At 71.9% G+C, this 13,063-nt stretch carries 8 protein-coding genes, 3 pseudogenes and 1 riboswitch; of the genes and pseudogenes, 5 read left to right on the top strand and 6 right to left on the bottom strand.

The genetic code is table 11. From position 1 onward, the window contains the following. The first annotated feature begins 306 nt into the window (after window positions 1–306). The gene (locus AB0O67_RS12955; protein ID WP_365449187.1) at window positions 307–1,095 is read left to right on the top strand and encodes a carbon-nitrogen hydrolase family protein; all 789 of its coding nucleotides are present in this window, start codon (window positions 307–309) and stop codon (window positions 1,093–1,095) included. A gap of 49 nt (window positions 1,096–1,144) precedes the next feature. Further along, window positions 1,145–2,857 (top strand): NAD(P)/FAD-dependent oxidoreductase, encoded by a 1,713-nt coding sequence (locus AB0O67_RS12950; RefSeq protein WP_365449185.1) that lies wholly within the window; start codon window positions 1,145–1,147, stop codon window positions 2,855–2,857. Between the two features lie 2 nt (window positions 2,858–2,859). On the opposite strand, the pseudogene AB0O67_RS12945 reads toward AB0O67_RS12950, so the two are convergent. Both AB0O67_RS12945 and AB0O67_RS12940 read right to left on the bottom strand, forming a co-directional pair. Then, window positions 2,860–3,376, bottom strand: a pseudogene (locus tag AB0O67_RS12945) (LLM class flavin-dependent oxidoreductase); the annotation flags it as partial. A 157-nt stretch (window positions 3,377–3,533) separates the two neighbouring features. Beyond that, window positions 3,534–4,220 (bottom strand): DUF5995 family protein, encoded by a 687-nt coding sequence (locus AB0O67_RS12940; protein ID WP_365449183.1) that lies wholly within the window; start codon window positions 4,218–4,220, stop codon window positions 3,534–3,536. A gap of 125 nt (window positions 4,221–4,345) precedes the next feature. On the opposite strand from AB0O67_RS12940, the gene AB0O67_RS12935 reads away from it, so the two are divergent. Both AB0O67_RS12935 and AB0O67_RS12930 read left to right on the top strand, forming a co-directional pair. Then, entirely contained in the window at window positions 4,346–4,522 is a 177-nt protein-coding gene (locus AB0O67_RS12935) for a hypothetical protein (protein WP_365449181.1), read from the top strand. A 68-nt stretch (window positions 4,523–4,590) separates the two neighbouring features. Next, window positions 4,591–4,906 (top strand): annotated as a pseudogene (locus AB0O67_RS12930) (glycoside hydrolase family 6 protein); the annotation flags it as partial. A gap of 12 nt (window positions 4,907–4,918) precedes the next feature. Here the strand turns inward: AB0O67_RS12930 and AB0O67_RS12925 are convergent. Next, window positions 4,919–6,298 carry a solute carrier family 23 protein gene (locus AB0O67_RS12925; protein ID WP_365449179.1) on the bottom strand — a complete coding sequence of 460 codons (1,380 nt, stop codon included), beginning with the start codon at window positions 6,296–6,298 and terminating at the stop codon, window positions 4,919–4,921. A gap of 42 nt (window positions 6,299–6,340) precedes the next feature. After that, window positions 6,341–7,558, bottom strand: a complete 1,218-nt coding sequence (locus AB0O67_RS12920) for an MFS transporter (RefSeq protein ID WP_365449177.1) — start codon at window positions 7,556–7,558, stop codon at window positions 6,341–6,343. Window positions 7,559–7,675: 117 nt separating this feature from the next. Between AB0O67_RS12920 and AB0O67_RS12915 the strand changes: the two are divergent. Next, window positions 7,676–8,545: pseudogene (locus AB0O67_RS12915) on the top strand (ROK family transcriptional regulator); the annotation flags it as partial. A 726-nt stretch (window positions 8,546–9,271) separates the two neighbouring features. Here AB0O67_RS12915 and AB0O67_RS12910 read toward each other — a convergent pair. Both AB0O67_RS12910 and AB0O67_RS12905 read right to left on the bottom strand, forming a co-directional pair. Beyond that, complete coding sequence (locus tag AB0O67_RS12910) at window positions 9,272–10,027, bottom strand: NAD(P)H-binding protein (RefSeq protein WP_365449175.1); 756 nt, start codon at window positions 10,025–10,027, stop codon at window positions 9,272–9,274. Window positions 10,028–10,238: 211 nt separating this feature from the next. Continuing rightward, window positions 10,239–12,578: a chitinase C-terminal domain-containing protein gene (locus tag AB0O67_RS12905; RefSeq protein WP_365449173.1), complete on the bottom strand. Its 2,340-nt coding sequence runs from the start codon at window positions 12,576–12,578 to the stop codon at window positions 10,239–10,241. 215 nt (window positions 12,579–12,793) lie between these two features. Next, window positions 12,794–12,924, top strand: a riboswitch (FMN riboswitch). Window positions 12,925–13,063: the final 139 nt, after the last annotated feature.

Genomic DNA, 13,063 nt, shown 5'->3' with positions numbered 1-13,063 from the left:
GGTGATGGTCGTCCTTTCCGCAGGTGAACCGGACGGCGGGCACTCTCGCGGCGGTGCCCCCGAGCCACATCGGCCCGGAGCCGGCACCGCGTCCGCGCCGCGCGGCGCGGCGCGGACCCGGCCCGGGTGCGCGGCGGGTAAGGCGGAAGGGACGTACGACCGGGCGCGCAACGAATCGCCGGGTGACGCGGAACCGACGCAACAATCCGGCCATCAGCGCGCAACGGCTCCTCCTTGTCCGGTCGCGCCCGCCGCCCGTACCGTCTACGTGGCCCCCACACCCATTCGTCCCGGTGAGGAACACGCATGCGCACCGCCCTGCTCCAGAGCTCCGGCCGGCCCGGCTCCACCGTCGAGAACCTGAAGGTCCTCGACGAGGCCGCGGGTCGTGCCGCCGCCTCCGGTGCGGGTCTGCTGGTCGCGCCGGAGATGTTCCTGACCGGCTACGCGATCGGCGACGACGTCGCCCGTCTCGCCGAGCCCGCCGACGGCGACGCCACCGACACCGTCGCCGAGATCGCCTCGCGGCACGGCCTGGCCATCGCGTACGGCTACCCGGAACGCGCCGGGGACGCGGTCTTCAACTCGGCCCAGCTGATCGCCGCCGACGGCACACGGCTCGCCAACTACCGCAAGACCCACCTCTTCGGCTGCTTCGAACGGGACCACTTCACGCCGGGCGAGCAGCCGGTCGTCCAGGCGGAGCTGGACGGGCTGCGGGTGGGGCTCATGATCTGCTACGACGTGGAGTTCCCGGAGAACGTCCGCGCGCACGCCCTCGCCGGCACCGACCTGCTGCTGGTCCCGACCGCGCAGATGCACCCCTTCCAGTTCGTCGCCGAGTCGCTGGTGCCGGTGCGGGCCTTCGAGAACCAGATGTACGTGGCGTACGTCAACCGGGTCGGCCAGGAGGGCGAGTTCGAGTTCGTGGGGCTGTCCACCCTCGCCGGGCCGGACGGGTTCGCCCGCACCCGCGCCGGACGCGGTGAGGAACTCGTCCTCGCCGACGTGGACCCCGCCTTCCTCGCCGCCTCCCGTGGGGCCAACCCGTATCTGAAAGACCGTCGCCCCGGCCTCTACGGGTCCCTGGTCTGACGCCCCCCACCCCCCTGATCTTCCGTTTCGCGCAAGGAGTCCGTACCCCATGACGTCCACGGTGCCCAACGCCGTCGAGCACGCCGACGAGCAGCAGCCGCCGATCACCATGTTCGGCCCGGACTTCCCCTACGCGTACGACGACTTCCTCGCGCACCCGGCGGGCCTCGGCCAGGTTCCGGCGACCGAGCACGGCGTCGAGGTCGCGGTCATCGGCGGTGGCCTGTCGGGCATCGTGGCCGCGTACGAGCTGATGAAGATGGGCCTCAAGCCCGTCGTCTACGAAGCCGACCAGATCGGCGGTCGGCTGCGCACGGTCGGCTTCGACGGCTGCGACCCCTCGCTGACCGCCGAGATGGGCGCGATGCGCTTCCCGCCGTCCTCCACCGCCCTCCAGCACTACATCGACCTCGTCGGCCTTCGGACGCGCCCCTTCCCCAACCCCCTGGCCGAGGGAACCCCGTCGACCGTCGTCGACCTCAAGGGCGAGTCGCACTACGCCGAGACCGTCGACGACCTGCCGCAGGTCTACCGCGACGTGGCCGAGGCGTGGAACCGGTGCCTCGAAGAGGGCGCCGACTTCTCCGACATGAACCGGGCGATGCGTGAGCGCGACGTCCCGCGCATCCGCGAGATCTGGGCCCAGCTCGTCGAGAAGCTCGACAACCAGACCTTCTACGGCTTCCTGTGCGACTCCGACGCCTTCAAGTCCTTCCGGCACCGGGAGATCTTCGGCCAGGTCGGCTTCGGCACCGGCGGCTGGGACACCGACTTCCCCAACTCCATCCTGGAGATCCTGCGGGTCGTCTACACCGAGGCCGACGACCACCACCGCGGTATCGTCGGCGGCTCACAGCAGCTGCCGCTGCGGCTGTGGGAGCGCGAGCCGGAGAAGATCGTGCACTGGCCGTACGGCACGTCGCTGGCCTCGCTGCACGAGGGCGGCGAGCCCCGCCCGGCCGTGACCCGGCTGCACCGCACCGCCGGCAACCACATCACGGTGACCGACGCGAACGGCGACATCCGCACCTTCCGGGCGGCGATCTTCACCGCCCAGTCATGGATGCTGCTCTCCAAGATCCAGTGCGACGACTCGCTCTTCCCGATCGACCACTGGACCGCCATCGAGCGCACCCACTACATGGAGTCGTCCAAGCTCTTCGTCCCCGTGGACCGGCCGTTCTGGCTGGACAAGGCCGTCGACGACAAGGGCGATCCGACCGGACGTGACGTCATGTCGATGACGCTCACCGACCGCATGACGCGGGGGACCTACCTGCTGGACGACGGCCCCGACAAGCCGGCCGTGATCTGCCTGTCCTACACCTGGTGCGACGACAGCCTGAAGTGGCTGCCGCTGTCCGCGAACGAGCGGATGGAGGTGATGCTGAAGTCGCTCGGCGAGATCTACCCGAAGGTCGACATCCGCAAGCACATCATCGGCAACCCGGTGACCGTCTCCTGGGAGAACGAGCCCTACTTCATGGGCGCGTTCAAGGCCAACCTGCCGGGCCACTACCGCTACCAGCGGCGCCTGTTCACGCACTTCATGCAGGACCGGCTGCCCGAGGACAAGCGGGGCGTCTTCCTCGCCGGTGACGACATCTCCTGGACGGCCGGCTGGGCCGAGGGCGCCGTCCAGACCGCGCTGAACGCGGTCTGGGGCGTCATGCACCACTTCGGCGGGGAGACCGACGCGGCCAACCCGGGCCCCGGCGACGTCTACGACGAGATCGCGCCGGTGGAGCTCCCGGAGGACTGAGGTCAGACCCCGGCCGCGCGGGCCTGCTCGTACACCTGCGCGACCACGTCCTTGAGCTCCTCGCCGTCCCTCGGGGTGCCCTGGAGGTCCACCAGGACTCCTCCACGCCGACCCCGGCATAGGGCACCAGGTCCTCGACGATCTGCTCGACGCCGCCCTGGAAGGGCAGCCGGTCCGATCCCTCGTAGGCCTTGGGCGAGTGCATGGCGTTCACGCGCACCACCGTCCGGATCGCCTCCGTGCGGCCGCGCTCCTCCGCCGGCTCCCGCAGCCGGCCCCACTGCGCGGCCAGTCGTCGGACGACATGCCCACCGGCACCCAGCCGTCGGCGTGGTCGACGAGCCGGCGCAGCGCCTTGGGGCTGCTCGCGGCCAGCGGGACGGGGATCGGCCGGGCGGGCTCCAAGCCGACGAGGGCCGGTGCGATCTTCGTGTCCCGCCCGTCGTACTCGACCGGGTCCGGGCCTCAGACCGCCCGGCACACGGCGATCAGCTCGTCCAGGAACTTGCCGCGCTCGGCTCGTACCGCCGCATCTGGGGGAGGCCGAGGCCGAGCCGGATCGCCAACCCTTGTGCTCCTTCGCAGTAGGAAGTACCCGACAGCCGACAGCCGACGTACGGCGGGGGCACGGGAGTTCCGCGTGCGGTGGCCGGGGACGTCGAGGACTGCCGGGTCGTCAGTCGGGAAGCGGGGTGAGCAGCATGCGGCCCGCGAAGCCCACCGCCGCGTCCAGGCGGTCTGTGAACTCGGTGGCGAGGTCGGGAAGCCGGCGCAGCGCCCACAGGGCCCGCGCGGCCGACCAGGTGGCGTCCCGGGCGCGCTCCAGGCTCCACGCGCCGAGCAGATGGGTGAGCGGGTCGGCGATCTGGAGCAGGTCGGGACCCGGCATCAGATCCTCGCGGATGCGCTCCTCCAGCGTCACGAGGAGGTCGCCCACGCGGTCGAACTCGTCCTCCAGCTCGGCCGGGTCGCAGTCGAGCGTACGGCAGGCGTCCACGACGGCGAGCGCCAGATCATGCCCGATGTGCGCGTTGATGCCCGCGAGCGCGAACTGCAGCGGCCGTACGCCGGGATGACGGCGGAACTGGAAGAGGGGTCGCCAGCAGGCGGGTGGACGCCCGTCCGCCGTGGCCGCGTCGACGGCCGCGAGGTAGCGCTCCGCGAACCGTACGTCCAGCGTGGTCGCGGCCCGGACGTCGGTGAAGGCCCCGGTCTCGATGCGGTGGCCGACGGACTCGGTGACGGCGAGGTAGACACGGTTGAAGACCGCGACCCCGTCCCGAGCGGGCAGGGTCGCGGCCAGCACGCGCATCCGGGAGACGACCGCGTCCACGGGAGTGGTGAACTCTTCCAACTGCGTCATGGGGGCAGGGTCCCAGCCCTGGGCTGGCCGGCGTGGCGGCGAGCCCGGCGGTTCCCCGGAACGGGCGAACGCGGCGGCCACGCCCGGGGGAAGTGCGGGGGAGAGCACGAGGGGGGAGCGGCACCGTGTCCGGCTCACGTGTCCGGCGTCTGGCCGCCCGGCGGGCCGAGCGCAGGCGGGCCGCGCGGCGCAACGCGATGGTGGCGGCGGCCTCCGTCGTGGTCGCCCTAGGCGCCCTCACCGGGGTGCTGACCGCACTGGACCCGGCGGGCGACCGGGGTGAGGACTCCGACCGGGCCTGACCGGCGCGGCCGTCCGCGTCGCCCCGCCCGGAGAGGCTGCCCGTGGCGCCCGGGGTCTCGGCTTCCCCGTCTTCAGCAACGTCTCCAACTTCCACCGCACCGCCGACGAGATCCCCTACGACCGGCGGGTGCTGGACGCCCTCGGCGGGCCGGAGGACCTCGGCGCCGTCATCGGCACCAGCCGCAATGGCAACGGGGCACCGGCGGACGGCGCCTGGTGCGACCCGGAGGGACGGAGGATCGGCCGGTCGCCCTCCCTGCACACCGGCGAGGAGCGCATCGACGCGTACCTGTGGGTCAAGCTGCCGGGGGAGTCGGACGGGTGCCAAGGGGACACCGGGCACCTTCTCGCCGTCATACGCCTTCGACCTGGCGTCGTCGTAGCCACGCCTGCGCCTATGACGTGGCGTCGTCGTAGCTGGACGTGCCCTCGTCCAGGAGCGGTCCCTGCTTCTTGAGGTGGGCCGGGGCGAACGCGCGCAGCGCGTGGTAGCCGACGATGACGACGAGCGTGCCGAGGGCGATGCCGCTCAGCGAGAACGTGTCGGTGAACTCCATCGAGACGTTGCCGACGCCGATGATGATGCCCGCGGCGGCCGGTACGAGGTTGAGCGGATTGCGCAGGTCCACCTTCGCGCTGAGCCAGATCTGGGCGCCGAGCAGGCCGATCATGCCGTACAGGATGACGGTGATGCCGCCGAGGACACCGCCCGGGACAGCGGCCACCACCGCGCCGAACTTCGGGCAGAGACCGAACAGCAGGGCGAAACCGGCGGCGGCCCAGTAGGCGGCCGTCGAGTAGACGCGGGTCGCGGCCATGACGCCGATGTTCTCGGAGTACGTCGTGTTGGGCGGGCCGCCGACCGCGGTGGACAGCATCGAACCGACGCCGTCGGCGGCGATCGTCGTGCCGAGCTTGTCGTCGAGCGGGTCGCCGGTCATCTCGCCGACCGCCTTGACGTGCCCGGCGTTCTCCGCGACCAGCGCGATCACGACGGGCAGCGCGACGAGGATCGCCGACCACTCGAACGACGGCCCGTGGAAGGCGGGCAGGCCGATCCAGTCGGCGTCGGCGACGGCCGAGAGGTCCAGGCGCAAGTGGTCGGTGAGCTTGCCGCTCGCGTCGACCGAGTGGATGGGGCCGAAGATCCGGTCGAAGACCCAGGAGATGGCGTAGCCGAAGAGCAGCCCGAGGAAGATCGCGATGCGGGACCAGAAACCACGCAGACAGACGACGGCCAGACCGGTGCAGGCCATCACCAGCAGGGCCGTCCACTGGTCCTGCGGCCAGTACGTGGTCGCCGTGACGGGGGCGAGGTTGAAGCCGATCAGCATCACCACCGCGCCGGTCACGATCGGCGGCATCGCCGCGTGGATGATCCGGGCGCCGAAGCGCTGCACGGCCAGTCCCACGAGGAAGAGCGCGGCGCCGACCACCAGGACCGCGCCGGTCACGGTGGCGCTCGTGCCGCCCTGGGCCCGGATCACCGCCGCGACGCCGACGAACGACAGGGAGCAGCCGAGGTAGCTGGGCACCCGGCCACGGGTGGCGAGCAGGAAGATGACGGTCGCGACGCCGGACATCATGATCGCGAGGTTGGGGTCCAGGCCCATCAGGACCGGTGCCACGAAGGATGCCCCGAACATGGCCACCACGTGCTGGGCGCCGAGCCCGACGGTGCGCGGCCAGGACAGCCGCTCGTCGGGCCGGACCACCGCTCCGGGTGCCGGGGTGCGTCCGTCGCCGTGCAGTTTCCAGCGGACGCCGAGATCCATGTGAGGTGTCGCTTTCGTCGTACGTGCAGTGCCGGACCATTGTCAGGGCTGGTCGCGGGTGCTCCGTACACGTGGGCCGCCGGTCACGACCTTCGGACGGTCCCGGTCGCCGGAGCGCAGCACGCCGGCGAAGACGGCGAGCCCGCCCGACAGGAGGGTCACCAGCGTGAACGACACCACCAGGCTCGTCGCCTGCGCCAGCGTGCCGATCGCGCTCGGGGCCACCAGGCCGGAGGTGTACGTGATGGTGGCGACGCCCGCGATGGCCAGGCTCGGGTTCGGGCCGCTGCGGCCCGCCGCCGCGAAGCACAGCGGGACGACCACCGCGATGCCCAGGCCCATGAGCGCGAAGCCGGACATGGCCATCGCCGGGTGGTGGGCGAGGACGATCAGCAGACCGCCCACGAAGGCGAGGACACCACCGACACGGACCGTGCGGACGGAGCCGTAGCGGTCCACCACCTTGTCACCCGCGAGCCGGGCGATCGCCATCGTGAGCGTGAAGCCGGTCGTCGAGGCCGCCGCGAGACCGGCCGACGTGCCGAGTTCGTCCTTCAGGTAGACCGCCGACCAGTCCAGGCTCGCGCCTTCCGCGAACACCGCGCAGAAGCCGACCGCGCCGATCAGCAGCGCCGACCTCGGCGGCAGTGCGAAGCGCGGCGGGGGCTCCTCGTTTTCGGCGGGCTGGAGGTCCAGCACCCAGGTGCAGGCGATCAGGCCGAGCAGAGTGAGACAGGCGGCCGCCAGCGCGTGGTGCAGCCGGGCGTCGGTGCCCAGGTGCGCCGCGAGCGTGCCGCCGGCCGAGCCGATCAGGGCGCCCGCGCTCCACATGCCGTGCAGGCCGGACATGATGGAGCGGCCCAGGCGGTTCTCGATCTCCACGCCGAGCGCGTTCATCGCGACGTCCGCCATGCCGGCCGTGGCGCCGAAGGTGAACAGTGCCAGGCACAGCGCGAGGAGATCGGGCGCCAGGGACGGCAGGAGCAGTGACAGCGTCCACAGGGCGAGCAGTCCGCGCAGGGCGGTACGGGCGCCGAAGCGGTGGCTGATCCGGCCCGCGAGCGGCATCGCGACGGACGCGCCGAGGGCGGGGAAGGCGAGTGCGAGGCCGAGCTGGCCGGGGCTCACCGAGGCGTGGTCCTGGATCCAGGGGACCCGGGTGGCGAACGAGCCGGTGACCGCGCCGTGCACGGCGAACACGGCCGCCACGGCGTACCGGGCGCGTATCACCTCGCGGTGCTGGTAGACCACGTCCTTCATGTTCCCGCCCCTTGTCGTGTCCTGGCGCCGATCGCGTCCGGCGGTAAATTATCAGGGACCCTGCCTGATAGATAGAGGGCGAGGCGGGGCGACAGGCCCGTCTGGAAGGATCCCGGCATGCCCGCATCCCCGAGCACCGCCCGAGCCATCAACGACCGGCTCGCCCTGCGGCTGTTGCAGCAGGAGGGGCCGTTGACGGCCGGGCAGCTGAAGCAGTTGACCGGCCTGTCCCGGCCGACCGTCGCCGACCTGGTCGAACGACTCACCGCCGCCGGCCTGATCGAGGTGGTCGGCGAGGCCGGTGAGCTGCGGCGCGGTCCCAACGCCAAGCTGTACGGCATCGTCGCCGACCGGGCGTACCTGGCCGCCCTCGACGTCCGCACGGAGGGCGTCTCCGTGACCGTCTCCGACCTGCTCGGACGGGTGCTCGCCGAGGCGTCCGTGCCGATCGGCGACGACACGGGCACCGGGCCCGCGGTGGAGCAGGCGGTCGCCCTGGTGGAGCGGGCGGCGACGGAGGCGGGGGCGGTGGGGGCGCCCTCGCGCGAGGGCGTTCGAGCGTGGGGGAGGCTGCACACCGTCGGCATCGGCGCGCCGGGCCTGATCGACCCGGCCACCGGCGAACTCCGCGACTCCACCGGCCTGCCCGCCTGGCACCGGCGCCTCGTCGCGGCCCTTCAGGAACGCCTACCCGACGCCCGGGTCATCGTCGAGAACGAGACCAACCTCGCGGCGCTTGCGGAGCAGCGCGAGGGTGCCGCCCGGGACCGGGACACCTTCGTGCTGCTGTGGCTGGGGCAGGGCACGGGGGCGGCGGTGGTGCTGGACGGATCGCTGCGGCGCGGCGCGTCCGGAGGCACCGGCGAGATCGGGTTCCTGCCGGTGCCGGGGACGGGCGGGGTGCCGACGGCGACGGACTGCGCGGGCGGCTTCCACTCGCTGGCGTCGGCCGGGGCGATCGTGGCCCTGGCGGAGGAGTGTGGGGTGCGGGTGACCGCGGACGGCCGGGGACTGGGGGCGGCGGAGGTGGTGCGGAGGGCCGTGGGGGTGGCCGGCGGTGCGGCTGCGGGGCGTGCGGCGGGTGCGGGGGATGCAGGGGCTGCGGCGGGTGCGGGGGCTGCGGCGGGTCACGGTGACGCGGGCGCGGCATTCGACGTGTCCGGAGCCCGCGTGGAGTTGTCCGGAGTCCGCGCCGGCGTGCCCGGAACCCTCGCCGGCGTGCCCGGAACCCCCGCCGTCGTGTCCCGGGCCCCCGCCGAGGCGTACGGGACTCGTGCTGACCTGTCCGGAACCCCCGCCGGCGTGCCCGGAACCCCCGCCGTCGTGTCCGGGGCCCCCGCCGAGGCGTACGGGACTCGTGCTGACCTGTCCGGCGCCCGCCTTGAGGGGTCCGCGTCCCCCGCCGTCGTGTCCGGGGCCCCCGCCGACGCCGCCGGCCGTTTCCTCGATGTGCTCGCCGAACGGCTCGCTCTCGGGGCGGCCTCCGTCGCCGCCGTGCTGGATCCCGGGTGCGTGGTGCTCGGTGGGGAGGTCGGGCAGGCCGGTGGCGAGGTGCTCGCCGGGCTGGTCGGGGAGCGGGTGCGGCGAATGTCGCCGCTGGTCACCGATGTGCGGGCCAGTGTCCTTGGCGGCGGTGCCGTACTGCGCGGCGCACTGCTGACGGCGCGCGACCGGGCCCAGGACGAGCTCTTCGCACCCCCGGGGCGGTAGGCGTCACGCCCTCCGGCCGCCCTCGATGCGCACCGCGACGTACTCCTCGAACGTGCGCTTCCCGACGGCCTGCTCCGGCGCCAGATGCCCGCCGCCGCGGAAGGCGCCGTACGTCCGGCCCCACAGCGGCACGTTCACGATCCGGCGCCGGCGGCCCGTGGCCCTGAGGTACGTACGGGCCAGCGACTCGAAGGTGCGCACCTCCGGGCCGCCCATGTCCGGGACCCGCCGCGCCGGCCCGCCCGCCGCCAGCTCCGCGAGCCGCTCCGCGACCTCTTCCACCTCGATCGGCTGGTCCTTCAGCCCGGCCGGCAGCATCAGCACCGGCGGTCTGGCCAGGGTGTCGAACACCCGGACGAGCAGATCGTGGAACTGCGTGGTGCGCAGCAGGGTCCAGCCAAGACCCGACTCCTCGATCAGCCGCTCCACGGCGAGCTTCGTCCGGTAGTAGCCGAGCGGCACCCGGTCGACCCCGACGATCGAGATGTAGACCAGATGGCCCACCCCGGCCCGCCGCGCCGCCGCGATCAGATGCGCGGTCGCCTCCTCGTCACCGCCGCCCGGAGTGCTCGCGCAGTGCACGACCGTTTCCACGCCCGCGACGGCCTTGTCCAGCACGGTGCCGCCCTGGCGCAGGTCCACGGCGTACGGCTGGGCGTGCCGGCTGAGTACCCGCACCTCGTGCCCGTCCGCGCGCAGCCGTTCGCTGACGACTCGGCCGAGGGTTCCGGTACCGCCGGTCACCAGGATCGTGGTCATGGCTCAGTCCCTTCGGACGCCTCGCGCCCCGGGTGGAGCGCCCTTCGCCGGCTGGAACCGAGTAGCCCTCCTGAAATGGGACAACCGCGACAGACGGCATTCCACGGGCGCGCACCCCTGTCAGGCGTCCCTGGGAGACCCGCGGGTCCTTGGGAGACCCGGCGGCGGGCAAGGGCCGTCGTCACCGCCGCCGGGCCCGTTCCGAGCGGGGTCAGCAGGCGCCGAGGTCCTGCCAGACCCCCCATTCACCGGTGGTGCCGGGCTCCTCGCCCCTCGTCCACCACTTGGCCTTCCACGAGTGCCCACGATGGGCCACCGTGCCACCTCCGCCGTACTCGGTCACGGCGTTCCATGCCGGAGCCGTGCACTGCCCCGTGCCGCCCGTCGGGCTCGCCGTGGGCGTCGGCGTCGGCGTGGGTGTCCCCGTCCCCGGTTCCACCACCGTCGTCCCGCGCGCCAGGTCCGCCGCCAGCGCGTACGTCTTCCCGCCGAAGGTCACCGTCCAGTTCGACGGCGTCGACACCGGCAGGTAGTACACGAGGTCCAGCTCCACCGAGGCGCCCGGCGCCAGCGTCTGCCAGCCCGGAAGCTTCAGCGAGACCCGGTGGTGGTCGCCCTTCAGGCCGCCGACGTTCGGCCCGGTGTGATCGCTGCGGATCACCGAAGTGCCCCACCCCGACTGGTCCTTGGCGTTGCCGGGCGCCGAGGTGCCGTAGTCGAACCGGAACTCCGTACCGCCGGGCAGCGTCGTGCTCGTCCGGTTCGTGATCTTCAGCTTGGGGCTGATGGGGTAGTTGGAGTCGCCGAGCGGGAACTGCCCGAACTCCACGTCGATGTTCAGCGCCTCGGCCGGCAGATCGATCGTCGACCGCTTCGCGCCGTACGGGGAGGCCGACTTGAACTTCTCGTACATCGCGGTCGTCAGCGTCGACCCCGGCTCGTACTGTCCCTTGGCCGCGTTCCACCCGTAGTCGCCGGCCAGCTCCCAGATCATCGTGCCGCCGATGCCCCGGTCGACCACGTAGTCCGCCTTGGCGCGCACGGACTGCTCGTCCTCCGTGGACAGGAAGACCTTCTTCTCGGCGTTCCACAGCCAGGGCGCGACCAGCGTGGCGTCGTACTTCCGGGCGTACGTCCCGGTCAGCGTCGTCCCGGCGGGGAGGCCGTACCGCGTCACGTAGTCGCCGACGACCCCCTTCTCCAGGTTCTTGGCGTGCCACATCGGGTTGGAACCGGCGGGCGACTCCCTGCCGTTGTCGTCCTTGTCGTGCCACAGGTTGTCGATGCCGACCGCGCCGTCACCGCACTTGGTCAGACCGGAACCGGCCGGGCAGTTCGTGGTGGGGGCCCTGCCCCAGAGACCGTCGGTGCCGCCGGTGACGTTCTTGAACCCCCGGGTGTAGTAGGGCAGGCCGATGTTGATGCGCCCGGCCGGCATCGAGCCGCGGAAGTAGTGGTACGCCCAGTCGGTGTTCAGATAGCCGATGCCGCCGTACTGGGACGTGGAGTAGACGCCCGCCGCCGCGAGTTCCGCGTCCTTACCGTCGTCGAAGAGCGAGGCGTTCGGGCCCACGTACTCGTTCCAGGCCCCGTGCAGGTCGTACGACATGATGTTGACGTAGTCCAGGTACTTCTGGACCTGGAAGGTCTCCATGCCGCGCAGCAGGTATCCGGACGACGGCGCCGCCACCGTCAGCAGATAGTGCCGGCCGTCCGCCGCGCCGGCGCGGTCGAGTCTCTCGCGCAGGGTCTTCATCAGGGCGGCGTAGCCCTTGACCAGACCGGCCCGGCGGGCGTTGGCGATCGGCCAGTCGAGCGGGTGGCCCGCGTCGTTCATGGTCGTCGGGTACTCGTAGTCGATGTCGACGCCGTTGAAGCCGTACTTCCTGAGGAAGTCGACCGCCGAATCGGCGAAGGTGTCGATGCCGGCCTGGTTGACCGACCCGTCGGCGTTCGTGGCCATCGAGTAGAAGCCGCCGGAGTTCACCCGGGTGCCGTTGTCGTCGAAATGGCCGCCGGTCTCGGCCCAGCCGCCGACCGAGATCAGCGTCTTGACGTCCGGGTGCTGTTTCTTGAATCTGCTCAGCACGTTGAAGTGGCCCTTGTAGGGGAGCGCCGGGTCCATCTCGGCCCCGGTGACGCCCGGCCAGGTCATTCCGGTCGCCGGGTTCGTGGCGCCGTCCGTCCCGACGGAGATCTCGTTGCCGCCGTCGACGTGCGCGAAGGCGTAGTTGATGTGGGTGATCTTGTCCCACGGGATGTCCGAGGCCAGATAGGCGGGCGTGCCGTCCTTGCCGGTGCGCCAGCCGGTGAAGTAGCCGATCACCCGGCGCTGGTGGTCGGCGCCCATCCTCTCCCGGCCGGCCGAGTCGTAGACCGAGCAGTAGGGGACGTCCACGCCGGTGGTCCGGTACAGGCCCTCGGGGCGGCAGGACTCCTGGTCGGCGGCGTGCGAGACGGTGGCGGGGAGGCTCGCGAGGACGAGGCCGGCGACCGCCCCGGCGGCGGCGAGGAGGGCAGGTCTGGATCTGTGACGTGAGGGGGACAGCACGATCGGTTCCTCTCCACGGAGTTGCGCAGACCCTAGAGAGGACTAGACCAGTGCGTCAATAGGTCTGTACCAATTTCAAGCGGGCATCCGTTTGCGGGAGTTGGAGCGCGACGCGGCCCGTCGGCGAAGTCCATCGACGTGGCCTGTGAGCCACCCCACATCGCGCGTCTGTATGGACCTCGATCGGTCGTGGCACACTGGCCCTGTACCAGTAGCAGCGCACTCCGGGGTCGGTGAAAGTCCGAACCGGCGGTTACAGTCCGCGACCCGGTCGCCTCCAGCGACCGGTTGACCAGGTGAAATTCCTGGACCGACGGTTAAAGTCCGGATGGGAGGCAGTGCGCGGCGAGCGGGCATTCGTGCGCGCCGCCGACCGTGATCGTCCCGTTGCGGGGCGAGTCCGTCCGGCGTCGCCCCGGTGTCCTCGCTCGTGATCCTGTCGTCTCGACAGCCCCGGAGTCCGTGCCCGAAATGGCAGGAGGACC

It is taken from the genome of Streptomyces sp. NPDC086077, from assembly GCF_040686175.1.
In the GTDB taxonomy this organism is placed as follows: Bacteria; Actinomycetota; Actinomycetes; order Streptomycetales; family Streptomycetaceae; genus Streptomyces.
The sequence above is the reverse complement of the archived record's forward strand: the minus strand, read 5'-3'. Positions and strand labels throughout refer to the sequence as shown.

What these genes read in the sequence shown, in the direction of transcription:
- AB0O67_RS12955 (WP_365449187.1), top strand. Translation starts at nt 307, where the DNA reads ATGCGCACCGCCCTGCTCCAGAGCTCCGGCCGGCCCGGCTCCACCGTC.
- AB0O67_RS12950 (WP_365449185.1), top strand. Translation starts at nt 1,145, where the DNA reads ATGACGTCCACGGTGCCCAACGCCGTCGAGCACGCCGACGAGCAGCAG.
- AB0O67_RS12940 (WP_365449183.1), bottom strand. Translation starts at nt 4,220, where the DNA reads ATGACGCAGTTGGAAGAGTTCACCACTCCCGTGGACGCGGTCGTCTCC.
- AB0O67_RS12925 (WP_365449179.1), bottom strand. Translation starts at nt 6,298, where the DNA reads ATGGATCTCGGCGTCCGCTGGAAACTGCACGGCGACGGACGCACCCCG.
- AB0O67_RS12920 (WP_365449177.1), bottom strand. Translation starts at nt 7,558, where the DNA reads ATGAAGGACGTGGTCTACCAGCACCGCGAGGTGATACGCGCCCGGTAC.
- AB0O67_RS12910 (WP_365449175.1), bottom strand. Translation starts at nt 10,027, where the DNA reads ATGACCACGATCCTGGTGACCGGCGGTACCGGAACCCTCGGCCGAGTC.